Consider the following 24,669-nt stretch of genomic DNA (forward strand, 5'->3'; position numbering starts at 1 on the left):
AATCAGCGCATCAACTGTTGATCGCTGCCTGTTCGTTCTCGTCAAATTCTTCCGCCAACAGCTTGTCGTTGGCTTTGCCGGTAAATGGCACTACAGCGGCGCGTGGTTTACCTCGCAGTTTGCCGAACAGATGATCCAGTTTGTGCTCGAGTTTCTCGGCAGCACCGTCGATCGCCTGTTCCAGCGAATCGGCTTTATGAGTCACGGAAATCGGTTGGTGGCCTTTTGGCCGCGCTTCCAGTTGGCAGCGCAAGTCATGGGGACCTGGTTTCTCGCCGTTCTCGTCGCTCAGGTGGACTTCGACACGGGTCAGGTCTTCTTCATAACGGTCGAGCGTGCTCTCAATAGTTGTACGTACCCACTCCTCCAGTCGCTTACTGCTTTGAATATGGTTATCGCTGTTGACTTGGATTTGCATAGTTCATCCCTTATTTCAGCTAGCTCGCTGGAGGCCTTGAGTTGAATTTCCTGACCTCCTGGTTACAACAATCGGCCCGAGCGACGAACATTTCAACCCCTGAAAAAAGAAAAATATTCATTCGCAAAAAAAGCCGGACAACCGAGCGAGGCGCTGTTAATGTCGGGAGTTGGGTCGACCCGCTCCGTAGAAAAATCTGCTCACATCTGTTGCTCATTCAGCGGGTGCAGGCTGCGAAAAATCCCCGCCTCTTCCACCAGCCAGTCATGCACAGCGCGCACGCCCGGATGGCTCAACGCCCCCGGCGCATATAGCAGCACGTAGCGTTTATGGTTGGGCACCGACAAGCCGAACGGCACAATCAAAGTGCCGCGCTCCAGCTCATCATTGAGCAACGTGCGCCGGGCAATCGCCACGCCCATACCGGCAATCGCCGCTTCAATGGTCAGGTGATTGCGATTGAACGTGTGCCCGCGCCGCACATCGGCGCCTTCGAAGCCGATCGCGTTCAAGTAGAACTCCCATTCCGCATACTCGTAACTGCCACGCCAGGCGGTAATGTCGTGCAGCAGCGGGAAATGCACCAGATCCGCCGGACCGTGCAACGGCGGTCGCCCGCGCAGCAGGCTCGGCGCGCACACCGGAAATATCTGCTCGTCGAGCAAGGCTGTGGATAACAATCCGGGGTAGCTGCCATCGTTGAGGTCGATCGCCAGATCGAAATCGCCCTCATGCAGGGGCACGCTGCTGTCCTCGGCCACCAGGCGCAACTGGATATCCGGAAAGCGTTGCTGCAAGCGCGGCAGGCGCGGAGTCAGCCATTTGCCGAGAAACGACGGGATCGACCGCAACCGCAGAGTTCCGCTGATCATCCCGGCGTCCAGCCGGCGCAATTCCGCATCGATGCTGCCGTACGCTTCATTGACGGTAATCGCCAGTCGCTGCCCCTGTGCACTCAACTCAACGCCCCGCGCGCGCCGATGAAACAGGCGAAAGCCCAGGCGCTCTTCCAATTGGCGGATCTGCTGGCTGACCGCGCCCGGGGTGATGTGCAGCTCTTCGGCACAACGGGTGAACGACAGGTGCCGCGCGGCACAGGCAAACACCTGCAGCCAGACGTAGGTCTGGGCATGCAATTGACGACTCATTGTTTAGTCCTGCTAAAGGCTGTCTTAGGAGGTTTCGTTGGTCACCTCGAAGCGAGGCAGGCAGTATCGCCGACATTGCGCTTGTCCGACAAAAAATGGCAGCGATTCCTACTCCATTGCTTGTAAGGGTTTAGCATGGCTATCAGTGTTTTCGATCTATTCAAAGTGGGCATCGGCCCGTCCAGTTCCCATACCGTCGGTCCGATGCGTGCAGCGGCGACGTTTGCCCAGGCCCTGATCGACCAACATCTGCTCTATGACGTGCGACGGGTGGAAATTCGTCTGTACGGCTCGCTGTCTGCGACCGGCGTTGGCCATGCCACCGATCGCGCGACGGTCATGGGCCTGATGGGCGAGTGGCCGGACAGCATCGATCCTTCGACCATCGATCCACGCATCCAGCAACTGCGCGAAACCGGACAACTGTCCCTCGCCGGTCAACGCTCGATTGCGTTTGACTGGCAGAGCGATCTGCTGCTGCTCGACGAGAGCTTGCCCTACCACCCCAACGCCATGTCGCTGAGCGCATTTGGCGAAAGCGCCGAGCTGTTCACGCAAACCTATTACTCGGTGGGCGGCGGCTTCATCGTCGAAGCGGCTGAAGCCGAGTCTGGCGTGGCGCCAGCCAGCGACGTGGTGTTGCCCTACGATTTTTCCAGCGCCGCCGAACTGCTCGCTTTGTGCAAAAAGCACAATCTGCGCGTGTCCGAACTGATGATGGCCAACGAGCGCGCCTGGCGCAGCGATGCCGAGATTCGCCAAGGCCTGCTGCACATCTGGTCAGTGATGCGCGAGTGCGTCGAACAAGGTTTGCGCCACGAAGGCATCCTGCCCGGCGGTCTGAAAGTACCGCGCCGCGCGGCGAAACTGCATCGCAGCCTGTTGGAAATCGGCAAACCGAATGTGATCAGTTCGACCCTGTCGGCAATGGAATGGGTCAACCTGTTCGCCCTTGCCGTCAACGAAGAAAACGCTGCCGGCGGGCGCATGGTCACCGCGCCGACCAATGGCGCCGCCGGCATCATTCCGGCCGTTCTGCACTACTACATGAAATTCAATCCGGATGCGTCTGACGATGACGTCGTCGCGTTCTTTCTCGGTGCAGCCGCCGTGGGCATTTTGTGCAAGAAAAACGCCTCCATCTCCGGTGCCGAGGTCGGCTGTCAGGGCGAAGTCGGTTCGGCATGCGCAATGGCCGCCGCCGGCCTGGCCGACGTCCTCGGCGCGACACCGGAGCAACTGGAGAACGCTGCCGAAATCGGCCTGGAACACAACCTCGGCCTGACCTGCGATCCGGTCGGTGGCCTGGTGCAAGTGCCGTGCATCGAGCGCAATGCCATCGCGGCGGTGAAGGCGATCAACGCCACGCAAATGGCCCTGCGCGGCGACGGCAATCACTTCATTTCCCTCGACCGGGTGATCCGCACCATGCGCGACACCGGCGCCGACATGCACGACAAGTACAAGGAAACCTCGCGGGGCGGGCTGGCGGTGAACTGGGTGGAGTGCTGATCGGCCTGACTGCACTGTCAGCGATCATCCGCTCATTCCTGCCCTGAAAACGCGCCACAAAAAACGGCGAGCCCCGAGGCTCGCCGTTTTTTTCGCCGTGTTTATTGTTCGACAATTTTTCCGGCATGCGCCTTGCTACATCACCCTTGAGGCAAACGGACATTGCAAACCTCAGCGAACGAGATGCCAGTGGTCTGGTGTTGCGAACCAAATCAGATCATGGCCGGTCAACAACTGCACGTTCAATCAGGCGGTGACGCATCATGGACAACCCATTTCAGATCATTACCGATGCTTTCGCGCCGGACTATCAGATCAATCTGAGCATTCAGGGCCTGGACGGCAGCATCATGCTGACGCTGTCCAACGCGGGGCGCATCGTGGCCAAGCGCATGATCAGCGCCGAACAGCGCAACGATCCCGAGCGTTTGAAGAGGCTGGTGCAAAGCATCCAGTTCGGCATCGCCATCGAACAGGGCCACAGCGCCATGTCGATTCTCGAAGCCATGACCAGCGGCGCCGGGCTGACCCCGCCACCGCCACGCGTCAAGGGCCAGCCGGGCCAGGCGGCGGGCCTTTAAAGCTCGCCCTTCTCCACTTCAGGATGTTCGCTGGAGCCCGTGCCGAGCTTGCGCTGCGGGTTCTCGATCTTCACTGAGGGGAATTGCGACGAAGCGTAACGCACCACCAGGATCGCAAACGCCAGCAGCAGAATGCCGCCGCACAGGTAGATAATGCCCATGTCCGGCGGGTTGTGGTGCGAGACGTTGGAGATCAGCAGGCGCGTCAGTGCAGTGATCGCCACGTAGATCAGGAAGCGCACCGGCATGTGGTTGGTCTTGAAATAAATCCCGACCATCGCGCCCAGTTCCAGATAGATGAACAGCAACAGAATGTCATCGATCTTGATGTGCCCGACTTCGAGCATCCCGAGAAACTCCATCACCGCCGCCCACGCTGTCACCGCACCGATGGCGAACAGCGCCAGATAGTGAAAGGTTTCGACGAACAGGTTGCCCAGGGACTCGGCCAGTTGATGCACGTTACGCCGCAGTTTCTCGGCCCAATTTATTTTCACGATGAGTTTCCTTAGCCCGTTTCGGGCGGATGATGCGTATCGCGCGTGACGGTTTTGCGCGCGCGCCTTGTAGCAACGGTTTTCATGCAGGTTCAGGGCCACGCATCATGGCGATCCGCCGCAAATCCCGCGCCGTGGCGTTTGGTCGCACCGCTGGAGTTTCTGTGGGGGCGAGACTGCTCGCGAATAGCCGCACGCCCTACCCCTGACAAATGCCAAATCCGGTCTACATTGAAAAGCCACTACCCATGGCGCAGGGATTCGCTTATCCTTTTCGCTGTATATGGATACAGTAGTCGTCAAGACAACTTAATGTGAAGGCATGTGAGGTGGTGAATGGCCGTCGAAGTGGTATACCGCAGCAGCCGAGATCTGGAGCGCTTGTTCATGGATAAAGCCGAAGCTGATCGTCATGACAAAATGCTCGAACTGGCCGAATATCTGGCCGATGTGCTGCAAAAAGCCGTTCCGTCCCTGACTGAACAGCAAGTGGAAGAAGCCGGGATCTACATGGCGAAGAATCGCGATGTGTTCGCCAGAGCGTTCAAGAGCCAGCCCGATGCGCTGTCGGAGCTGATCAATGCGCCGGCCGAGCCTGTCGAAAAAGCTGAAGCGGCAGAACCTGATGAGGCGCCGGCGAAGCCAGCCAAACCAGCGAAAGCGCCGAAGTAATTAGAAAGATCGCAGCCTTCGGCAGCTCCTGCACTCGGAATGTAGGAGCTGCCGAAGGCTGCGATCTTTTGCTTTCAGCGATACAAAACCTTTTCGGCCAACTCATCCGCCACCCGCGCCGGCGAACGTTTTTCCGCCTGAGCATGGGCGAAGACTTCGGTCAGCCGCGAACTGATTTTCGACAGATGCGCCGTAATCGTCGGCAACTCCTCACCGCGATGTTTAAGCGATACGTAAATCAGCCCGCCGGCATTGATCACATAATCCGGCGCATAAAGAATCCCGCGCCGTTCCAGTTGATCCGCCACATCCAGATGGGAAAGTTGATTGTTCGCCGAACCGGCCACCGCCGAGCAGCGCAGCTGTGAAACGCTGTGACTGTTGAGCACACCGCCCAACCCGCACGGCGCGAGAATGTCGCACGGCGTGCTGAGCAATGCGTCGTTGGCGATCGGGTGAGCATTGAGCTGCTCCATCGCCAGTTGCACCTTGCCGTGGTCGATGTCACTGACGAGCAACTCGGCGCCTGCCGCGTGCAGTTGCTCGGCCAGCGCAAAACCGACATTGCCAAGCCCCTGGATGGCAACGCGCAGACCTTCGAGGTTGTCGCTGCCCAGGCGCGCCATCGCCGTGGCGCGTATGCCGGCGAACACGCCCATGGCCGCATGCGGCGCCGGGTCGCCTGCCGAAGTGGTGCTGGTAACGTGGCGGGTCTGCTGGGCAATGCAGTCCATGTCCGCCACTGACGTACCGCTGTCGATGGCGGTGATATAGCGGCCGTCGAGTTGCTCGATGCAACGTCCGAAAGCCTCGAACAACGCGGCGCGATTCTCGACATGGGCCGGGCGCACGATCACCGCCACCCCGCCACCTTGCGCGAGGCCGGCGAGCGCCGCTTTGTAGCTCATGTTTTGCGCCAGGCGAATGGCGTCCTCGACCGCAGATTCGTCGTTGGGATAGGCAAGGTAACGGCACCCACCCAGGGCTGGCCCCAGATGGCTGTTATGAATGGCAATGACCGCCTTCAACCCGGTGGCCGGGTCCACGCTCAGGTGCAGCGATTCCAGGCGAGTGCTTTGCATGAGAGCGAACATCGACAGGCTCCCGAATCACTTCTTGTAGAACGCCAGTATAGGCTTGCCCCTGAAAATTGCTGGCGCACACCGGCATGAGCCGCCGAGCGGACAATGCTGCGCCGCTATAACTCGCGCTCAGTGAGCCCGGCACTGGACGAACAACCCGGACGGGGCTAAAACGAGGCATTGGAGGGAGATTTTGATGAGTGCGCGCCAACGCTTTTTCGAATGCCTGCATCGTTCACCGCCGGCCCTGCTGGAAGCTGCGCTGTGGATAAGTGCCGAGCACGACAAAACCCTCGAGCCCGAGGCATGGTTGCGCACCTTCAAGGATCTGCAACTACGCGTCAGCTATGGGCTGCCGATGCTGCCGGTCAGCGAACTGGCGCAACCGCTGTTGCGACGCATGGTCGATCTCGGTTTCGCGCAGGATGATTTCCTGCCGCTGCGCCCGCAGGCGGCGCTGCTGCATCGCGTGTTGCACACCCAACGCGGTCAGCCGTTGGCATTGGCGTTGATCGCACTGGAATTGGCGCGTGGGTTGGAGATTCCTCTGGTCGGGGTCAACTTCCCCGGACATTTTCTGCTGCGGGTACCCGGCGCCGACCACTTGCTCGATCCTTGCGGCGGGCGGCGACTGTATCCCAATGACTGCCGAGAACTGTTGCAACGCCAATACGGGCCGAACATGCAGCTCAGCGCCGAACATTTGCTGAGCGCAACGCCGGTGCAGATGCTGCAACGTCTGTCACGCAACCTGCGCCAATTGCACCTGACCCACGACGATCACATCGCCGCGCTGATCGACGCAGAACGAGTGCTCGAACTGGGCGATGCGAAGGCCTCCGATTACATGGCCCGGGCCAGTCTGTATCAACGGCTGGATTGCCCGAACGCTGAACGCTTCGATCTGGAGCATGCATTATTGCTCAGCGAAGACCCGATCCAGCGCCTGCGCCTGACCGAACGCCTCGGCCATCTGCCGCCCAACTCCGTCGTGCATTAACTACCTTCCGCAGGCTGCCACCATCCTTGAGGCCCACACAAACCTGTGTGGGAGCGAGCCTGCTCGCGAAAGCGGTGTGTCAGCTGAATGAACAGCGACTGACACTCCGTCTTCGCGAGCAGGCTCGCTCCCACAGGAATTACGGGGTGTCTGGTTGATTGGCAGGATGCGCCTTGATAAACGCCGGATGTTCAGCCGCCAACGCAGCCACACGGCAAATTTTCGGATACGCCTCCAGGCTGACGTTGAACCGCTCAGCCGCATACAACTGCGGAATCAGATACACATCTGCCACGCACGGCCATTCGCCAAAACAGAAACCGCTGTCGCCGATCAACTGCTCCACCGTTGCCAGCCCTTGGCTGATCCAATGGCTGATCCACTCCACCACTTGCGCCTCATTCTGCCCCGCCTGGCGCAGGCGATTGAGCACGCTGACGTTGTGCAGCGGGTGCACATCGCAGCCGATCACCGCCGCGACACCGCGCACCTGCGCGCGCGCCAGCAGATCATCCGGCAGCAACGGCACCTGCGGGTATCGCTCTTCCAGATACTCGATGATCGCCGGCGATTGAATCAGCAGCGCACCATCATCGGTGCGCAAGGTCGGCACCCGGCCCTGCGGATTGAGCGCCAGATACGCCGGTTGCCGATGTTCACCGCCCGACGGTGCGATCAGGTTGACCGGCAACGCCTGGTAATCGAGGCCCTTCAACGCCAGCGCAATGCGCACCCGATACGACGAAGTGGAACGGTAATAGCCATAGAGATCCATAAGCCGCTCCCGTCAGCGCGCAGCGATCACGGTGCCGCGACATTCGCCGAAGCCGATCGAGGCAAAACCGTCGCGGGCGCAGCGGGCACGCAGGATGATTTCGTCACCGTCCTCAAGGAATTTGCGCACTTCGCCGGAAGCCAGTTCGATCGGTTTCTTACCGCCCTCGGTAATCTCCAGCAGGCTGCCAAACTGGCCGTTTTCCGGGCCGGACAAAGTGCCCGAACCGAACAGATCGCCGGCCTGCAACTGGCAACCGTTGACGCTGTGATGCGCAACCATTTGCGCGACTGTCCAGTACATGTAGCGGGTGTTGCTCAGGGTCAGGCGATGGGCGGGCAGGTTCTGCTCGCGCATGGTTTCGGTACGCAACAGCACTTCCAGCTCGATGTCGAAGGCGCCGCCATCCTGATCGCGCTTGTCGAGCAGATACGGCAGCGGCTGCGGATCACCTTCAGGGCGGGCCGGTTGCGCCGTGCGGAATGGTTCCAGTGCTTCAGCCGTCACCACCCACGGCGAGACGCTGGTGATGAAACTCTTCGACAGGAATGGGCCGAGTGGCTGGTATTCCCAAGCCTGGATATCCCGCGCCGACCAGTCGTTGAGCAGGCAGAAACCGGCGATGTGCTCGGCAGCGTCACCGATGGCAATCGGCTCGCCCATCTCATTGCCCTGGCCGATCCAGATACCCAGTTCCAGTTCGTAATCCAGACGCGCGCATGGACCGAATACCGGTTCGGTCTGGCCGGCCGGCAGCGTCTGGCCTTTCGGCCGGCGCACGTCGGTGCCGGACGCTCGCACCGTGGAAGCGCGACCGTGGTAACCGATCGGCACGTGCTTGTAGTTCGGCAGCAGCGGGTTATCCGGGCGGAACAGTTTGCCGACGTTCTGCGCGTGCTCGATGCCGACGTAGAAGTCGGTGTAATCGCTGATCCGTGCCGGCAGGTGCATCTGGCAATCGGCAGCCAACGGCAAGAGTTTCGCGCCTTGCGCTTCGATGTTGCCACGCAGGGTGCTGCCTTCACTGAACAGTTCGATCAGGCGTTCGCGCAGGGCCACCCGCGCCTCACGGCCAAGTTCAAAGAACGCGTTCAACTGCCCGCCGTGCATGGCTTCCACCGCACTGCGTGCGATACCGTCGAACAGACCGGCCTCAAGCGCCACCTGCAAATCGAAAATGTGCTCGCCGATCGCTACGCCCGCGCGAGGCGCCGAACCGTCCAGGCTGAACACGCCCAGCGGCAGATTCTGCAAGGGGAAATCGCTGTGACCGTTGGCCGAAGCGACCCAACTGCGGGGGATGGAATTCTGTGTCATGGGTTATCTCCGGGTCGGGTCGAACGTGGCGGGCAGCGTCGCCCAGCAAGCGTCGTAACTGGGTTGCAACTGTGGGCATTCGAGGGCGAAACGACTTGGACGAAGCACCTGGCTGGTCTCGAACATGAAGGCCATGGTGTTATCGATTTTTGCAGGTGCAAGCTCGGCGTTGATCGCCCTGGTGCAGGTTTCGCCGTCCGGGCCGTGGGCGCTCATGCAGCTGTGCAGCGACGCGCCGCCGGGCACGAAGCCTTCGGCCTTGGCGTCGTATTCGCCCTGGATCAGGCCCATGAATTCGTTCATCAGGTTGCGATGGAACCACGGTGGCCGGAAGGTGTTTTCGGCGACCATCCAGCGCGGCGGGAAGATCACGAAATCGAGGTTGGCCAGACCGTGCACGCTGGTCGGCGAGGTCAGTACAGTGAAAATTGAAGGATCAGGGTGATCGAAACTCACCGTGCCGATGGTGTTGAAACGGCGCAGGTCGTATTTGTACGGCACGTTGTTGCCGTGCCAGGCGACCACATTGAGCGGTGAGTGATTGAGTTCGGTGGCCCACAACTGGCCAAGGAATTTCTGCACCAAAGTAGTCGGTTGCTGCAGGTTTTCGTAGGCAGCGACCGGGGTGAGGAAATCCCGTGGATTGGCCAGACCGTTGCTGCCGATCGGCCCCAGATCCGGCAGGCGCAGCGGCGCGCCGTGGTTCTCGGCGAGGTAGCCGCGAGCCTGTGGATCGAGCAGTTCGACGCGAAATTTCAGGCCACGCGGCAGAACGACGATTTCCAGCGGCGCCACTTCGAGTACGCCCAGTTCGGTGGCGATACGCAGGCGACCGAGTTGCGGCACCAGCAGCATTTCCCCATCGGCGTTAAAGAACACACGCTCCATTGAACGGTTGGCGGTGTAGTTATAAATGCTGATGCCGGAAGGTTTTTCGGCGCCAGCATTGGCCGCCATGCTGACCAGACCATCGATGAAATCCGTTGGCTCGGTCGGCAGCTCCAGTGGATTCCAGCGCAGGCGATTGGGCGTCACTTCACCCAAAGGTCCGCCGGCCAGTTGCCGTTCCAGTTTGACGAACGCCGGGTGGTTGGCCGACGGCTGAATCCGGTACATCCAGGTGCGCCGCGCTTCGCTGCGCGGCATGGTGAACGCGGTGCCGGAGAACAGCTCGGTATACAGGCCGTACGGGGCTTTCTGCGGGGAATTCTGGCCAACGGGCAGCGCGCCGGGCAACGCTTCAGTGCTGAATTCGTTGCCGAAGCCGGACTGGTAAACCAGGTCCTGCGCGGTTGAATCGGGGTTCATGGAGCCTCCTGAACAGGGAGTCGGCAGTGGCCCATCGCTCTGGCTCAGAGTTCTCGGCACGCCGGGGTTGTTATTATCGTAATCTGATTACGCATAACGTAATTTGCTCGCTATCCAGCGTCAAGCTATAAAGACGCCCATTCGAACCGGAACCGCCAGCCCCATGGAAAAAACCAGCGACAGCAACGGCAAACAGAAAGTCCGCTCCGCCGAAGTCGGCACCGACATCCTCAAGGCTTTGGCCGAGTTGTCACCGTCGACTTCGCTGTCGCGTCTGGCCGAACATGTGCAGATGCCGGCAAGCAAGGTGCATCGCTATTTGCAGGCGTTGATAGCCTCCGGATTTGCCGAACAGAACACCGCCACCAACCATTACGGCCTCGGTCGCGAAGCACTGCGCGTGGGCCTGGCCGCGCTCAACAGCATGGACGTGCTGAAAGTTGCCGCCCTGCCGCTGTCCGAGCTGCGCGATGAACTCAACGAAACCTGCTTTCTCGCGGTGTGGGGCAATCAGGGCGCAACCGTCGTGCACATTGAACCGGCGGTGCGCGCGGTGACGGTGGTGACGCAGTTGGGTTCGGTGCTGCCACTGCTCAGCTCGTCCACCGGGCTGGTGTTCAGCGCTTACCTGCCGCACCGGGAAACCGATGAATTGCGCGAGCAGGAGATCGCTGTCGAGAAGCATCCCCTCAAGGACGAAAAAGCCTATGCAGCGCTGTGTGAACAGATCCGCGAACGCGGTCTGCATCACGTGCATGGTTTGTTGATGCCGGGTGTGGATGCGCTTTCTGCGCCAGTGTTCAACGCGGTCGGCCAGATCGCTGCGGTGCTGACCATCGTCGGCCCGACCTCACTGTTCCACGCCGACGAAAACGGCCCGGCGGCGCAGCGGTTGTTGGCTGCGACCCGGGCCGTGAGTTGGCGCATGGGTTACGAAAGATAAATCAGACTATGAGCGCTCGAAACGGCTCAGCGAACCGTGGTCTTGCTTAATGCAGACTCAGCCTCTTGCATCAGTGACTTGAAGAACCCGATCAGTTCATCGGCGGGGTCTTCATGGCCGGTGTAATACGTAACCAGCTCCGCGACCGTGCGGGCGTCTTCAAACAGACTGAGAAACGAGCGTTGCGCACGGGTAAGTTCTTTAGCCGGCGCCCCCGCCGCTGCAGCCTGACCCAATGTCAGCAGTCCGCTCAATACATCCTGCACATGCCCCAGCGCGGCGGAATAATCACCGCGCCGGTGCGACTGCGACGCGTCGTAGATGCTTTTCATCACCTGCACAGCCACCACCACAGTGCCTACGGGTGGCACCAGCAGGCTGACAATGTTTGCGGCCTTCAACAGATTTTCATAAACCACACCGGCGATTATTTCGTTGAGACTGGTGGTCCGTTCGTCGATGTCACTCAATACACGGCGCACTCGCTCGTCATGGAAAGTGAACAGATCGGGCAGTAACGAACGCTGCTGTGTGCGAATGACCGGTCGGGTATCAACCGTTGCGACCAGATTATCGAAGTAGTCATTGGTCACTTTCTGGTCAACCAGCAGTATCCGCTCGCTGTAATAGTTCCTGAACGGGCCTTTTCGAAAACGAATCGAAGGAATGAACTCAGCGATCGGCCGGAAGTTGACTTGATCCGGCGCGTCAGGCGTATAGAGCAAGTCGAAGAAACCTGACGACAACTTCAGTCGAAAAATATAAACGCCGCCAACCGCGCGGTCCCCAGGAGTCGTCAGACCCAGCGCGCCAATATTGAATTTGTACAGCCCGATATCACCTTCGGCGGTGCTGGTCCCTACCGACTGATAACCGCCACTCTCTTTCAGGTTATCGATAACCCCTTGGACAGCAGAGAAAGACTCTGTCGATAATCTGCCGTTGGTGAAATCGGCAAACGCATTGCGATACATCTCACAGCGGATTTTCCGGGCGTGTACCGCGCGCTTGAAAGCGTGATCAGGATGAGCCTTGTTCAGATATTGCTCTTCCAGCATCGCGCTGTATCGGTCACCAGGGCGGAAGGTTTTCGATAGCGAAGACAAATCCCGGATATCCAGTTTTTCAACGAGGGGATGTCCATTCACCAAGTAATATTTGGGGCTGTACTTGGTTTCATAGGCCGGATGCACCGCTTCGAAAGCGAGTCCCTCAAGCAAGACGTCGGTAACGCTCTTACGAAACTCTTCGGTCTGAATAATGATCTGGTCGGGATTGACCGAAATGTTGCTGCCGCGCGAACGCAATAGGTCTTCTATCTGGGCTTTCACCGCGTCATAGGTGAACTGCTCGAATGTCGGAAAACCATTGTCTCGTGCATCAACCGTGGACAGCGCCTTGAGTTCGGTTGTCAGACGCGAATAGCGCTTGCGCCCCTCAATGCCAAGCGCCCGATAAGCTGCCGGTGCAATGGCCTTGTGCAGCGCAACTTCGGCTCGGTAGGCGACATTTACGTAGTCCGCCAAAGGTGCCTTGGCGTTCAGATAAAGATCGACCGGCCGGCTATCAAGCGTGTAGCGGTAGCTCAGTTGAGTACCAGCGCTGCCAAGCAACTCACCCGCCTCGTGCAGGTAGTCGGGATGAATCATCAATGCGGCGTATTCACGATCCGCCGACAATGCCGACTCCAGCCAGCGGTTCGCCGCGTAGATATCGGAAAATTTCTGCAGTTCGAATTGCCCGTCAGCTGTTTTGACCAACATCAGCGACGGTGCGTATTCTTTGGCCGAAATCATCAGAACATCTTTCAATGCTGGGACTTGCAGCCTGATTTTCAAGCCCTGAATAGTCACCGCAGGGTCGTTGGCCATGGCTCGCGCGATGATGTTCGCATCGGTGGAATCCAGCTTCCCGGACTGGCGAGCTACAAAAACTGCAAACTCCATCTGGCTGAAGAGATAGTTGCGATAGGCCTCCTGCCAAGCAACCGACGGCGAGTATGCAAGACTGCCGGTAAACTCCAGGCGCAGATTACGATTTTCCAGCCACTGCTCGAGCGCTACTGCCGTCAGCCGACTTCCGTCGGGAGCGCCGATGATGGTCAGAGTCGCTTTGTAACCATTGTCGTGCAGACCGAAAACAAGAAACTCCGTCAGCGTCCGGGTTTCTTCCTGCTCGATGGTCCGTCCGGCAATCTGCAAAGTGTACGAGCTATGGACACTGATCGCTTCAGGATCCAGGCGTTCGTCAAAGGCCCTCTGCGCCCATGCGGAGAACGTGCGCAGCACATAGTCCTTGAAAGAAAAACACGTATCGAACGCGCTCGAATATGCAGCCTCATACTGGTCTTTGGATTCTTCAAGCTCGCTATAACGTTGTTGAACATCGCTACCAGCGGCATGCAGCCAAAGCGGCCAGTCGGTGCGCTTCAGTGCTGCCCAAAGCAGATAAAAGCGGGTGTCGATGCCGTAACGCAGCACATGCAGGCGTTGATTCTCTTGAAGCATGGAGATCAGTGGTTTTTCCAGTTGTTCCCGGCCCCTGATCAAGGATGAAACATTTTCAAGCTGACCTTTGAGGTGAGTGTCGACACAAAAGACATGAGGACTTTGCGTGGCTTTTGGATAACTGATCTGCTCGCTACGCAGGGAAAGTCTCTGCTGAAGTTTGCTGTGCAAATCGGTATTTCTTTCAAAGAACTCGAAGCCGTTTTCCGGCGTGTGCAGCAGATAGGAAGTCGACTCGTTGACCAGTTGCATCTCTGCGACCGCACGCTCGGCGTTGTCCAGAACGAAACAGGGCTGGCGCACCAGAAGATAATCCTGTGCCGGTTGCAGGTTGACTTCAAACGCTGCGCGACCGGCATCTGCTTCCAGCAGATGAGCGAATCGCTCGCCCAATCGGGCATCGAAATTGTTGGCCATGACCGACAGCGACAGCTCTGCACCGGTGACCACGGCATAGGCCTTGATGAAAGCCTGTTTGTTCGACAGCGGTGCATTGTCGGCATGGACGGGTTTCGCTGGCGCAGCCCAGAACTTTGCGATCTCGGCTCGCAATGTTTTTTCCAGTCCGGCAGTTACAGCAGCGATCAGATCTTCAACAACAATGGTATTGAGCACCTTGACTTTGAATTGCTCACTGAACGTATCCGGCAGAACAAAAACCCCATCGCCACCCATAATATAGGCAGGACTTATATGGTTATTCAGACAATGAACCGTCACCTCCCAAAGAGTGCCTGATGGCCGATTTTCATCGGCAGGGAAAGCAGGATCCGTATTGATATAGACCTTGTCGATATCAACTGTTTTGCCCAGACGCTTCAATTCACCTTCAAGCATGTTGCGCAGAATATCCAGCACGCTCGGCATGGCGTCGATGATCTTGAACAGATCTGTTTTAGCCTGTGTTGCCTTTTCCCACTCTTCCGGCCAGGTAACCTGCTCACCGAAAGAACCACGCATCAAACTTTTATATAACTTGGCCACAAACTTTCCTTACTTGATTATCCAGAGCTGCAAGTGCAGCCACCGCCGATAATTGCAAGGTAGTTTCTTTTTCAGCCGACATGAAGCTCGAACAAATTACAAAACATGCCACCCAACAACGAACACCATGTTGTGCTACTGAAATTTACAAAGCTAAACCAGTATCCCCATCAACTTGGCTTTCGCCACAGCCTGGGTTCTGCGTTCTACACCCAACTTACCGTTAATCCTTCTCGCATGGGTTTTTACTGTATGTAATGAAATAAACAGTTGTTCGGCAACTTGCTGATTAGAAGCCCCTTGAGCAATCAACATCAGCACTTCCCGTTCGCGCCGACTGAGGCCAGGCGCCTGATCATCGTTTTCCCGTGGCCAGGCAGAAACCTCCTTGCCAGACCCAGTGAGGCTACCTCGGCGTAATTCCCACTCGCGCACGGCTTGCTGCAATCGGCAACGCTCCGCCAGCGTTACGGCTCGCTGGAACGCTTGCTGCGCCGCCACCGTGTCACCGTGCGCTTCGGCCAACTGGGCGAAGGCCAGCAACAGCTCCGTTTCCGCCGCCAACATGCCCTTGGCCTGAGCACGTTTCAGCAATCGTTCAATGGAGGGCCGAGCGGTTTCGTCCGGGTCCGATTGCGCATTCGCGCAGGCCAGCAGGTATTCGATGCGAATAATCAGTTCGAACGTCGCGGGTGGCGCCTGCAACGCCGAAGGTCCCCGGTAATGCCGTAACAGTCGGCTCAACGCTTCTTGCGCAAGATGCGGTCGGCCCTGCTGCAACCAGAACTGGCTGCTCACCTGCAACATAACACCGCGATAGACCGTATCGGGAATCTGCCGCTGCTGCATGACCCTTTCGGCCTCGCGCAGGCGTTCGAAAGCGCCGGCATAATCGCCGCGATTGCCGGCCAGTTGCGCTTGCCCGAGGTAGCCGTACAAGACCCTCTTGTCGTGGCTGCGCAAGCAATCTTCAAGGCCTTCGCTGAACAACTGCGCAGCCTGCTCTTCAAGGCCCATGCACAGCGCCAGTCGTCCGCGCCGCAGGGCAATCCGGCCGAGCAGTGGCACGGGCAGCGTGGCGCGCTGGCGCAGCAAGTGCTCGATCTCCACCAGCAGGCTTTCGGCACGCAAAGGCGCGCCCCGCTGCTCGAGCCATTGCGCATGGTCAAGCTCAAGCAAGCCTTCGAACAGCAAGGAGCCATGAGCCCGCGCCAGGCACAGCGCCTCGCGGTTGAGGGCATGGGCCTGATCCAGCTCGCCGCACAGTAACGCCTGCTGGGTCAGTCCCGACAGGCACATCAAACGCGCCTGCCAGGCACCGTCAGCCAGTGCAGACAAAGCCTCCTGAAAGCAGGCGCGTGCCGGCTCCATTTGCCCTTGCAGGTGAAACAGCCATCCCTGTTGCGCCTGCCAGCGGGCCAGCAGTTGCTGCTCCAGTTGCGCTGTCGGCTGCGGCATGAAGCGGCCGAGATGAGCCAGGCATTGCCCGGCCTGTTCGAACCGGCCGGCAAACAATAAGGCGCCCGTGACCAGCACGATCAGCTGTGGTGTCATCAGGGTCAGCTGCTGGCTTTGCTGCTCGTGCAAACGCAACAGCAGGACGACGGTCTGGTCTTCGAACAAGTCTTCGAAGCCGAAATGCTGCAACAGGCTGACGGCAGTTTCGTATTCCTCGGCCAACAACGCTTGCTCGAACGCCGCTCGCCAATCCTGCGTCGCGCTGAACCACTGACAGGCGCGCCGGTGCCAGGAACGCGCACACGGCCAGTGCGACTCCTGGATGATTCGCGACAGCGGGCGGAACACCTGGAGCCAGTCAGCGGATTGCTGCCATGGCTCGATAAAGCAGCCCAACACCTGCAGATCGTGCAGCAGCCGCGCGCCTTCGCCGGCGCCGAACAAATGCTCGCATAACGGCGCATTGAACCGTGGCAGGTGAGCCAGCACACGCCATGCCTCGTCCTGCTCCGGCGTCAGGTTGCTGAACAGTTCATGCTGCAGATAATCGAGCAGAGTGTCGACACGCTGCTGCGGTTGCAGGTTTTGCGACCAGTCGCATTTCTGCAGGAGCGCCATGCGCGACCCCGCGCACCAACCGCCAGTACGCTGGATGATACGGGTGGCGACGCGGTCCGCCTGGTCAAGCGGCAAATGGTGCAACACCGATACAACTTCATCGTGAGTCAGCGCCAGGCTGGCGCTCTCGAATTCGTAGAGTTCGTCATCGAGCAACAGGCGCGGCCAGTTGCACTGCGGCCGACGGCGAGTGCTGATCCACCAGGTGAGCGCCGGGCTGCTGACCGCCAGCAAGCGATCCAGCAGAGCATCCACAGCCGGATCCGGCAGCCGACTGTAATCGTCGATAAACAGCGACGTCGGCCTCGACCAATGGGCCAGTTCCGCCATCAGCTGCGTATCATCAAGGCCTTCGACCAGCCCGAGCGCCCGCGTCAGACGCAGGCAAAATTCTTCGCTGCTGAGCGTCGCTCCCGCCAGCGGCAGCCAGATTGCCTCGCACTCCGCGCGCACCTGAAGAAGACATTCGGTGAGCAGTGCGGTTTTACCACTGCCTGCCGGCGCGCACAACAGCCTGACCCGTGCGTTCGATGTCAGCAAAGGCGCAGTCAAGCGACTGCGAGGCTGATGATGTGAAGAAAGCCTCGGCAAAAATCCGGGTCGATCCAGGCACGGGGTCATGGCGGTCATCGGGTGAGCCTTCTTATCGTTGTGCGCTCACCCTAGCCCTCTCCCGCGCCCTTGTTGACGAGTATTCAGCACGCTGATTGATGGCCATAAAAAAGGCGACCGTGCGGTCGCCTTTTGTCCAGCGGTACAGCAGAGCCGTTAGCGCACGCCCTCGGCGCGCAGGGCCGAAGGTGTGTAATCGGCAGCCTTGGCTTCAAAACCGAATTCGAAGCTGTGCTTCTCTTCGTTCTTCATGCCCAACGCAATGTAGCGGCCGGCAATGATGTCGTAGAGCGCTTCCAGCGTGTAAGCCTGAGCCTGATGATCGTAGTAGTACTGGGCGTGACCTTCGGCAACGCGCCACAGTTGCCCGCGACCGTCGTAGTGATCGGCCAGTGCCACTTGCCAGCTGTCCTCGTCGATGTACATGTGGCGCTTGGCGTAGATGTGCCGCTCGTTCGGTTTCACCGTGCCGATCACTTCCCAGACGCGGTGCAGTTCGTAACGGGTCAGGTCCTGATTGATGTGCCCGGCCTTGACGATGTCGTCGTACTTGAGCTTCGGCGAGTCGAGCTTGTAGCTGTTGTAGGGAATGTACATTTCCTTCTTGCCGACCAGTTTCCAGTCATAGCGATCCGGAGCACCGGAGAACATGTCGAAGTTGTCGGAAGTCCTCAGGCCATCGGCCGCTGTACCCGGGCCGTCATAGGCCACTTGCGGTGCGCGCCGGACCCGGCGCTGACCGGCGTTGTAGATCCACGCCAGACGCGGTTCCTTCACCTGATCGAGGGTTTCGTGCACCAGCAGCACGTTACCGGCCAGCCGCGCCGGGGCGGTCACCGATTGCTTGAAGAAGGTCAGCACGTTGGCGGCTTTTTCCGGGTCGATGTCTTTCATCAGTTGCGGCACGGCGATCTCTTCTTCGAAGCGGATCGGCGTGTAACTGCCGTTGGTCTGCGGTGTGACCTGGGTGATGATCCGCCGCAGATTGCCACCGTGGTAGCGGGTGATGTGGTTCCACAGCACCTCGACGCCGTTCTTCGGAATCGGGAAGGCGTAGTAGCGGTTGCCGGTGAAATTGGCCAGGCCGTTGCCGTCGTTGATCGCGTTGACGTTCAGCGCGCTGCGCTTGGCCGACTCATAGATTTCCGCCGGCGCGCCCACAGTGCGGTGGGTCGGGTAGACCGGGATCTTGTAGGTTTCCGGGTAACGTTTGAACATCGCCACCTGGCCATCGGAGAGCTTGCTTTTGTACTGCTCGACGTTCGCGGCGGTGATGGTGAACAGCGGTTTTTCGTTGGCAAACGGGTCGGCGAGGAAGCCCTTGCTGTCCACCGCACCGGCGTTTTTCGGGATGCCGCCGGTCCAGGCCGGAATCGAACCGTCCGCATTGCCGGCCTTCTCGGCGCCGAGCGGGGTCAGGCTGGTGCCGAGTTTGTTCGCTTCATCCGGCGACACCGCCGCCATCACGTTGGCGGCCAGCAGACTCAAGGCCAGCACGCCACATTGCAGAATCGTTTTGCGCATTGCAGTCATCCTTCTCGGGCAGATCAGAAGTTCACGCCGAAGCTCAGGGCCACGAAGTCACGGTCTTCGAGGACGTTGTAGTCGCCACCGAAAAAGTCGGTGTAACTCAGACTCGCGGTGTAGGTGTTGCGGTAGTCGGCATCGACGCCGAAGCTGATGGCTTTCGCACCTTCGTTGAACAGTCCGTTGGGGCCGTAACCGGCGACGTCGTGCGACCACGACAGGTTGGGCTTGAGGTTGATCCCACCGATGACGTTGGCGTAATCGAGAATCGCCCGGGCGCGATAGCCCCAAGAAGTCGAGGTGACGAAGCCGTCGGTATCGCCGCCGAAACCATACTGGCCGTAGACCGAATCACGGCCATAACGCAACTCACTGCGTGACTCCAGACCACCGACATGCACCACCGCTGCTTCGCCGACCACGGTCAAGCGTTCGGCGCCGAGCACCTGATCGAAGAAGTGTGTGAGGGTGCTCTGGATTTGCGTGACTTCCTTGCGCCGGTAGCCTTTGTTGTCGGCACCCGGCGAAGTGGCGAGTGGCGATGCGGTGCCGCCGGCAATCGGGTTGACCAGCGCCAGGGTCAGGTCGTTGGTGTTGACCTGCACCGGCGCGTTCGGCCGGTAGCTGATCTCGCCGGTCCACGCGGTGCCGGTGGGCAGCGTGGTGGAAAAACTGGCGCCGTACAGACGAATGTCTTCCGGGTATTCGAGGTAATACTGACCGCGCCCGAGCATCACGCTTTGCGCCAGCCCCGCACCACTGCCAGGCGCGAGGCCGTTGGCAATGCCGACCATGCCTGGCAACGCCGCCAGTGTCGACAGCCCTGCCGTGGTGGTGCCGACCGTCGGCGTACGGCTGTGGTAGTTCATGAAGTAGAGGCCGTACTCAGTGTCGTCGCCGAGCCAGCGCAGCGCCGTGCCCCACTGCCCGGAATCGCGCGCATCACGATCGCCGCCACGGGGGATCACCACGCCTTCGCGGGTGACCTGAATGCCTTGGCCGAACGCGGTGGTCAGCGGCACCAGTGGCGCCACCGCTGGGCTGCCGACGGTGTAGCCGTTGTTGCAACCGTCCGCCGCCACGTCGACGCCGAAGAACGTGCCGCAGTTGTCGAGAACGGTCTGGTCCCACTCCAGTTGGTAGAAGCCTTCGACCGAGAGTTTGTCGGTCAGGCTCTGCGAGCCAAACAGCATGTTCACCGGAATCAGGCCTTCCTTGATCTCGGCACCGGGACGGCGGAATGCCGAGACGTCGACCGGGTTGATGCTGTTGATCGAGTTGCCGATGAAGGTACTTTCGCCCCAGCTCACCACCTGCTTGCCGGCCCGCACGGTGCCGGGCAAATCGGCGATGGCGTAGTTGTGATAGACGAAGGCATCGAGGATCTGCGCGCCGGAAGACTTGGCGCCTTCCTTGCGGCCGCTGTCGCTGATCTGTTTGAACTCGCGGTCTTCGTCCTTGAGTTCGAAGTCGTACCAGTATTTGCCCCGCACGAACACGCCGGTATCGCCGTACTTCAGTTCGAGGTCATGGATGCCCTTGAAGATCTTCGAAAAGGTTTCGCCCTTCTTGAAATTCAGGCGCCCGTCATCACCGGTGGACGATTGTCCGCTGCCGCCATTGACCGTGCCGACCAGCGAGTTGTCGGCATCGCGCAGACCCCAGCTCGCGCCGACCGAAAGTGACGAGTCGAAGGTGCCTTCGATTTCGCCGATGTTGAAGGCGACCGCTTGCGTCTGGGTGCAGCAACCCAGAGCCACCGCAGCGGCCAGCGCCTGCGGTGTGAAGATGGCGCGCATTGTTGTTTTTGTCATGCGTCTTCCCCGGTGAGTGACAGAAGGCCCCACCCTACTGCCGGGTGAAGCGGTCGATAAGCGCACCAAGGAGGTATTTGCGTTGTCGCTCGAAAGGATGAATGGCCTTGTACGGCGGGGCCTGGGGCGATTCATGGACTGGCTGGATAGCGCGTCATCAGCGCCATCCATGCGCACGCCACTGTTGCGCGCCCCGTAACAGTGCATGTCTGGAATCGGTATTTTTCCTACAGGCTTGAGACCTTATTCTGAGCGCGCTTCCCCGGCACACGCCGCAAAGCGCCAAGCTCGCCACGCTGAATCGCGAGCGACTGGCTACAGATTCTGGATGAATCGATGTTTTCGGTTTACCGCCCCGGTGTTCACTGACGTTGATTTGTAGCTCCTTGATCCAACGTCTTACCTTGGCCGCTGCGTTTGCAGCGGCCTTTTTTATGGGCGGCTTGCGCGCGATGCACTTGGAGGTGGGAATCAGGGCCCAATTGCAGCCCTGTCGCCTGGAGGGAGGGCCTAAATCGAATACTTCTGCAAATTCGCCATCATTTCCTTCAATGCTTCAATATTGTCCTTCGGATGCGCCGCCCCTTCGAAATCACAAATCTGCTGCCAGTGCGCCGCGACGTCTTCCGGCGAGAACCCTTCGCGCGGATCGAAGCCGGCACCGAGGCTGCGTTCCCAGCGCACCTTGCCCATCCAGCCGCCGCCGACTTCGAACAGGCCCGACGTTTCCTGGCATTGCTCGCTGGCCAGATACACCACCAGCGGGCTGACCAGTTCCGGCTTCAGTTGCTCGAATACTTGCGGCGGGATCAGGCCCTCGGTCATGCGCGTGCCGCCGGTCGGGGCGATGGCGTTGACCAGAATGTTGTTCTTGCGCCCTTCGATCGCCAGCGTTCGGGTCAACCCGTAAAGCCCGAGTTTGGCCATGCCGTAGTTGGACTGGCCGAAATTGCCATAGATGCCTGAAGTCGACGCAGTGAAAATCACGCGACCGTAGTTTTGCTCGCGCAGATGCGGCCAGGCGGCACGGGTAACCTTGTAGGCGCCTTCGACGTGGACGCGATAGACCAGATCCCAGTCGGCGTCGTCCATCTTGTGAAACGACTTGTCGCGCAGGATCCCGGCGTTGTTGACTACGACGTCGACGCGGCCGAAGGCATCAAGGGCGTTCTGTACCAGTTTGTCGCCGTCAGTCACCGAGTCGTGGTTGGCTTCGGCAATACCGCCGGCCTCGCGGATTTGCGCCACTACGCGGTCGGCAGCCGAAGCGTTGGCGCCCTCGCCCTGCGTCGAGCCACCGAGATCGTTGACCAGCACTTTGGCGCCCTGCCTGGCGAACAGCAGCGCATGCGCACGACCGAGGCCGCCACCGGCGCCGGTCACTATCACGACTTTATCTTCGAAACGCACAGGTTCATTCATCGCGGCAACTCCAGCAGGCCAAGGGATATTGCCCCGAGTGTCAGGCACGGCGCTTTGGGTCACAACGAACACGGCTGCGGCTGAATGGTGGGCGATAAGGCTGAGGGATGATCGAGTGTCAGGACGCCGAGAGCCCGTGCTCTCGGCGAGAATCAGGAGTACGCCACTTTGCGCGGAGGCAATACCAGACGATCGCGGAACGCCAGATAGTGCTTGAGTACCAGCACCGGCGCCTCGGTTTGCGGATAGTGGCCGATGCCGGGTAAGAGCACGGTGTCTGCATCAGGGATCAGTTCGCGATATCGCTCGACCATGTGCACGCCGGAGATCGGGTCAAATGCGCCGTCGATCACCCGCAAGGGAATGTCACCCTGCTGCATGGCCGTCACCCAGCGCTCACGTTGCATCCGGCGCTCGGGGATATAAGTGATCAATTTATGCAGGATGCGCGGGCCATGGTTGCTGTCGACCAGACTCCAGTAATCATCCAGTTCGCTTTCAGTCGGCTGGGTCTGCGGGCCGAAGATCTGCCGGAAACCTTTGACCAACGCCTCACGACTGAATGCGCGACCAAGCAGCCAGCCAATCGGACTGAGCAGCAGTTTCTGCATCAGCAGTGGACGATGAGTTTCCGGAAACAGACCGCCATTAAGGAATACGCAACTGGCCACTTCAATGCGCTTTTCGTAGTGCCGCGCGAGCAGTTCCTGAGCAACGCTGTCGCCATAGTCGTGGGCAAGAATATGCACCGCTTGTTCAACCTGCAGATGGGCGAGCAGCGCCTGTTGCAGATCGGCCTGTTCCAGCAGGCTATAGGTGTGATTGCGCGGTTTTGCCGAATCGCCGAAACCGAGCATATCGCAGGCGATCACCTGATAACGCTGGGCCAGTGGCTGCCACAGGTAATGCCAATCCCAACTGGCGGTGGGGAAACCGTGAATCAACAGCAACGGTTCACCCTGCCCGACTGTCCAGTAGCGGATCGACTGGCCACGAAAGACAAAAGTCCGGCTGCGCTTGCGCCAGACACACAAAGGAATCTCGGCAAGTGGCATTAGAATTTATACCCCGGATCCTGCAGGTCGAGTTTGCGCAGCAGCGCCGGCCACGCCAGCGCGCCGCCCATGCCCTGCGCGCTCTTGGTGACGCCGGCAATCATCGCTTTGGCGCCGGCGAGAATCTGCGGTTCGATGGCGATCAGTTCGGTCCCTCCAGTCTGCGCCATGACCTGAATGTCGCAGGCCCGCTGGAAAGTGAACATCATCAGAAAAGTGTCGGCGATAGTCCCGCCGCAGGTGAGCAGACCGTGGTTGTGCAGCATGAGGAAACTGTTGTCGCCAAGATCGGCTTGCAGGCGCGCCTTTTCTTCATGATTCAGGGCCACGCCTTCGTAGGCGTGATAGGCCAGGCTCGACAACACAAACAGTGACTGTTGACTGATCGGCAGCACCCCCTGCCTTTGCGCCGACACCGCAACGCCTGACGCGGTGTGCGTATGCAGCACACAAACCACATCGTGGCGCACCTCGTGGACGGCGCTGTGAATGGTATAGCCGGCGGGGTTGATTTCGTAGGGGCTGTCCATGAGTTTGTTGCCGGCCTGATCGACTTTCACCAGGCTTGAGGCGGTAATCTCGTGGAACATCAGGCCAAACGGGTTGATCAGGAAATCTTCGGTGCCGGGCACCTTGGCCGAGATATGCGTGAAGATCAGATCGTCCCAGCCGTGCAGCGCCACCAGACGGTAACAGGCGGCAAGATCAACGCGGGTCTGCCACTCGGCAGCGCTGACCTGATCTTTGACGTTCGGCGACGATTGGACGGGGGCTACGCTCACTGTATGCACCTCTGCGTTCTTCTTGTTCTGCTCGTGTCAGCAGTCTAGTCAGGCGCAGGGCATCGCGTAGTTGCATTGGCAGCCAGCTTGATGACTGAACGAGTCAGCCGGGCAAACAGCCTGGATCCGTTGCAATTCAACAACGCTTAGAAGGTGCAGCGATTATTGCCCGCAATCAGCCCTTGAGCGCTTCGATCAACTGCGCCAGCCACGGCTCGGCATCGGTTTCCGGCGTGACGCTTTCGCTGGCGTCGATGCGCAACATTTCCTGAACCTCGTTTACGCCCAGTTCGGCAAACAGTTCGCGCATCTGCTCGCCACCGCCGCAGAAGGTGTCGCCGTAGCTGGCATCACCGAGGGCAATCACCGCGCCGGGCAGGCCCCGCAACGAAGCAGGCAACTGATCGCGCAGCATCGAATACAACGGTTGCAGGTTGTCCGGCAGCTCGCCCATGCCAGTGGTCGAAGTGACGGCCAAAAGAGCCTCAGGAGCGAACGCCTGAATATCGGCCAGCGCGGCGCGCGAGTTGTAGAAGGTTTCAAAGCCGGCGGCTTTCAGCAGGTTCTGGGCGTGGCGGGCGACTTCTTCGGCGGTGCCGTAGACTGAACCTGAGAGGATGGCGACTTTCATCAATCT

19 protein-coding genes and 1 pseudogene are annotated in these 24,669 nt (G+C 59.6%); 5 read left to right on the forward strand and 15 right to left on the reverse strand.

Translation table 11 applies throughout. The features are described from left to right. Positions 1-10: 10 nt before the first annotated feature. The gene (locus AB4N48_RS19915; protein WP_016771629.1) at positions 11-418 is read right to left on the reverse strand and encodes an HPF/RaiA family ribosome-associated protein; all 408 of its coding nucleotides are present in this window, start codon (positions 416-418) and stop codon (positions 11-13) included. Between the two features lie 200 nt (positions 419-618). After that, complete coding sequence (locus AB4N48_RS19920) at positions 619-1,566, reverse strand: LysR substrate-binding domain-containing protein (protein WP_016771630.1); 948 nt, start codon at positions 1,564-1,566, stop codon at positions 619-621. A 135-nt stretch (positions 1,567-1,701) separates the two neighbouring features. Between AB4N48_RS19920 and AB4N48_RS19925 the strand changes: the two genes are divergently transcribed. Continuing rightward, positions 1,702-3,078: an L-serine ammonia-lyase gene (locus AB4N48_RS19925; protein WP_460094210.1), complete on the forward strand. Its 1,377-nt coding sequence runs from the start codon at positions 1,702-1,704 to the stop codon at positions 3,076-3,078. Between the two features lie 263 nt (positions 3,079-3,341). Further along, positions 3,342-3,659 (forward strand): DUF3509 domain-containing protein, encoded by a 318-nt coding sequence (locus tag AB4N48_RS19930; protein WP_016771632.1) that lies wholly within the window; start codon positions 3,342-3,344, stop codon positions 3,657-3,659. Here the strand turns inward: AB4N48_RS19930 and AB4N48_RS19935 are convergent. Next, entirely contained in the window at positions 3,656-4,156 is a 501-nt protein-coding gene (locus AB4N48_RS19935; RefSeq protein WP_039759287.1) for a phosphate-starvation-inducible protein PsiE, read from the reverse strand. The two genes, AB4N48_RS19930 and AB4N48_RS19935, sit on opposite strands and share 4 nt — an antisense overlap. Positions 4,157-4,492: 336 nt before the next feature. On the opposite strand from AB4N48_RS19935, the pseudogene AB4N48_RS19940 reads away from it, so the two are divergent. Beyond that, positions 4,493-4,747: pseudogene (locus AB4N48_RS19940) on the forward strand (YebG family protein); the annotation flags it as partial. A 155-nt stretch (positions 4,748-4,902) separates the two neighbouring features. Here AB4N48_RS19940 and AB4N48_RS19945 read toward each other — a convergent pair. Continuing rightward, positions 4,903-5,922 (reverse strand): Glu/Leu/Phe/Val dehydrogenase family protein, encoded by a 1,020-nt coding sequence (locus AB4N48_RS19945; RefSeq protein WP_041479665.1) that lies wholly within the window; start codon positions 5,920-5,922, stop codon positions 4,903-4,905. A 184-nt stretch (positions 5,923-6,106) separates the two neighbouring features. Here AB4N48_RS19945 and AB4N48_RS19950 point away from each other — a divergent pair, with 184 nt between their 5' ends. Beyond that, the gene (locus AB4N48_RS19950) at positions 6,107-6,910 is read left to right on the forward strand and encodes a SirB1 family protein (RefSeq protein WP_056782998.1); all 804 of its coding nucleotides are present in this window, start codon (positions 6,107-6,109) and stop codon (positions 6,908-6,910) included. A 139-nt stretch (positions 6,911-7,049) separates the two neighbouring features. Here the strand turns inward: AB4N48_RS19950 and maiA are convergent, their stop codons facing one another. The 3 genes from maiA to hmgA are packed head-to-tail and all read right to left on the reverse strand — an operon-like array spanning position 7,050 to position 10,310. Further along, entirely contained in the window at positions 7,050-7,685 is a 636-nt protein-coding gene (maiA, locus tag AB4N48_RS19955) for a maleylacetoacetate isomerase (protein ID WP_056782996.1), read from the reverse strand. Positions 7,686-7,697: 12 nt separating this feature from the next. After that, entirely contained in the window at positions 7,698-9,002 is a 1,305-nt protein-coding gene (fahA, locus tag AB4N48_RS19960; RefSeq protein WP_460094211.1) for a fumarylacetoacetase, read from the reverse strand. Between the two features lie 3 nt (positions 9,003-9,005). Continuing rightward, positions 9,006-10,310, reverse strand: coding sequence for a homogentisate 1,2-dioxygenase (gene hmgA, locus AB4N48_RS19965; RefSeq protein WP_323621681.1), 1,305 nt, complete (start codon positions 10,308-10,310; stop codon positions 9,006-9,008). Between the two features lie 163 nt (positions 10,311-10,473). On the opposite strand from hmgA, the gene AB4N48_RS19970 reads away from it, so the two are divergent. Beyond that, on the forward strand, positions 10,474-11,253 hold the full coding sequence (locus AB4N48_RS19970) for an IclR family transcriptional regulator (RefSeq protein ID WP_056782991.1): 780 nt from the start codon (positions 10,474-10,476) through the stop codon (positions 11,251-11,253). Between the two features lie 26 nt (positions 11,254-11,279). Here the strand turns inward: AB4N48_RS19970 and AB4N48_RS19975 are convergent, their stop codons facing one another. From AB4N48_RS19975 to AB4N48_RS20010, 8 genes are all read right to left on the reverse strand, one after another. Next, complete coding sequence (locus tag AB4N48_RS19975) at positions 11,280-14,744, reverse strand: dermonecrotic toxin domain-containing protein (protein WP_460094212.1); 3,465 nt, start codon at positions 14,742-14,744, stop codon at positions 11,280-11,282. 153 nt (positions 14,745-14,897) lie between these two features. Continuing rightward, positions 14,898-17,450: a LuxR C-terminal-related transcriptional regulator gene (locus tag AB4N48_RS19980; protein ID WP_460094213.1), complete on the reverse strand. Its 2,553-nt coding sequence runs from the start codon at positions 17,448-17,450 to the stop codon at positions 14,898-14,900. 138 nt (positions 17,451-17,588) lie between these two features. After that, positions 17,589-18,956, reverse strand: coding sequence for a DUF1329 domain-containing protein (locus tag AB4N48_RS19985; protein WP_039759308.1), 1,368 nt, complete (start codon positions 18,954-18,956; stop codon positions 17,589-17,591). 23 nt (positions 18,957-18,979) lie between these two features. Beyond that, positions 18,980-20,773: a DUF1302 domain-containing protein gene (locus AB4N48_RS19990; protein WP_460094214.1), complete on the reverse strand. Its 1,794-nt coding sequence runs from the start codon at positions 20,771-20,773 to the stop codon at positions 18,980-18,982. A 510-nt stretch (positions 20,774-21,283) separates the two neighbouring features. Then, the gene (locus AB4N48_RS19995) at positions 21,284-22,195 is read right to left on the reverse strand and encodes an SDR family oxidoreductase (protein WP_041478004.1); all 912 of its coding nucleotides are present in this window, start codon (positions 22,193-22,195) and stop codon (positions 21,284-21,286) included. A gap of 152 nt (positions 22,196-22,347) precedes the next feature. Next, positions 22,348-23,250 carry an alpha/beta fold hydrolase gene (locus AB4N48_RS20000; protein ID WP_041478003.1) on the reverse strand — a complete coding sequence of 301 codons (903 nt, stop codon included), beginning with the start codon at positions 23,248-23,250 and terminating at the stop codon, positions 22,348-22,350. Beyond that, positions 23,250-24,032, reverse strand: coding sequence for a class II aldolase/adducin family protein (locus AB4N48_RS20005; RefSeq protein WP_041478002.1), 783 nt, complete (start codon positions 24,030-24,032; stop codon positions 23,250-23,252). Before AB4N48_RS20005 ends, AB4N48_RS20000 begins: the two co-directional genes overlap by 1 nt. Before the next feature lie 175 nt (positions 24,033-24,207). Beyond that, on the reverse strand, positions 24,208-24,663 hold the full coding sequence (locus AB4N48_RS20010; protein WP_041478001.1) for a flavodoxin: 456 nt from the start codon (positions 24,661-24,663) through the stop codon (positions 24,208-24,210). Positions 24,664-24,669: the final 6 nt, after the last annotated feature.

The sequence above is a fragment of the Pseudomonas sp. S2_C11 genome, assembly GCF_054668395.1.

Coding starts and splice junctions, on each gene's coding strand:
- AB4N48_RS19915 (WP_016771629.1), bottom strand. CDS start 418: ATGCAAATCCAAGTCAACAGCGATAACCATATTCAAAGCAGTAAGCGA.
- AB4N48_RS19920 (WP_016771630.1), bottom strand. CDS start 1,566: ATGAGTCGTCAATTGCATGCCCAGACCTACGTCTGGCTGCAGGTGTTT.
- AB4N48_RS19925 (WP_460094210.1), top strand. CDS start 1,702: ATGGCTATCAGTGTTTTCGATCTATTCAAAGTGGGCATCGGCCCGTCC.
- AB4N48_RS19930 (WP_016771632.1), top strand. CDS start 3,342: ATGGACAACCCATTTCAGATCATTACCGATGCTTTCGCGCCGGACTAT.
- AB4N48_RS19945 (WP_041479665.1), bottom strand. CDS start 5,922: ATGTTCGCTCTCATGCAAAGCACTCGCCTGGAATCGCTGCACCTGAGC.
- AB4N48_RS19950 (WP_056782998.1), top strand. CDS start 6,107: ATGAGTGCGCGCCAACGCTTTTTCGAATGCCTGCATCGTTCACCGCCG.
- maiA (WP_056782996.1), bottom strand. CDS start 7,685: ATGGATCTCTATGGCTATTACCGTTCCACTTCGTCGTATCGGGTGCGC.
- fahA (WP_460094211.1), bottom strand. CDS start 9,002: ATGACACAGAATTCCATCCCCCGCAGTTGGGTCGCTTCGGCCAACGGT.
- hmgA (WP_323621681.1), bottom strand. CDS start 10,310: ATGAACCCCGATTCAACCGCGCAGGACCTGGTTTACCAGTCCGGCTTC.
- AB4N48_RS19970 (WP_056782991.1), top strand. CDS start 10,474: ATGGAAAAAACCAGCGACAGCAACGGCAAACAGAAAGTCCGCTCCGCC.
- AB4N48_RS19980 (WP_460094213.1), bottom strand. CDS start 17,450: ATGACCGCCATGACCCCGTGCCTGGATCGACCCGGATTTTTGCCGAGG.
- AB4N48_RS19985 (WP_039759308.1), bottom strand. CDS start 18,956: ATGCGCAAAACGATTCTGCAATGTGGCGTGCTGGCCTTGAGTCTGCTG.
- AB4N48_RS19990 (WP_460094214.1), bottom strand. CDS start 20,773: ATGACAAAAACAACAATGCGCGCCATCTTCACACCGCAGGCGCTGGCC.
- AB4N48_RS19995 (WP_041478004.1), bottom strand. CDS start 22,195: ATGAATGAACCTGTGCGTTTCGAAGATAAAGTCGTGATAGTGACCGGC.
- AB4N48_RS20000 (WP_041478003.1), bottom strand. CDS start 23,250: ATGCCACTTGCCGAGATTCCTTTGTGTGTCTGGCGCAAGCGCAGCCGG.
- AB4N48_RS20010 (WP_041478001.1), bottom strand. CDS start 24,663: ATGAAAGTCGCCATCCTCTCAGGTTCAGTCTACGGCACCGCCGAAGAA.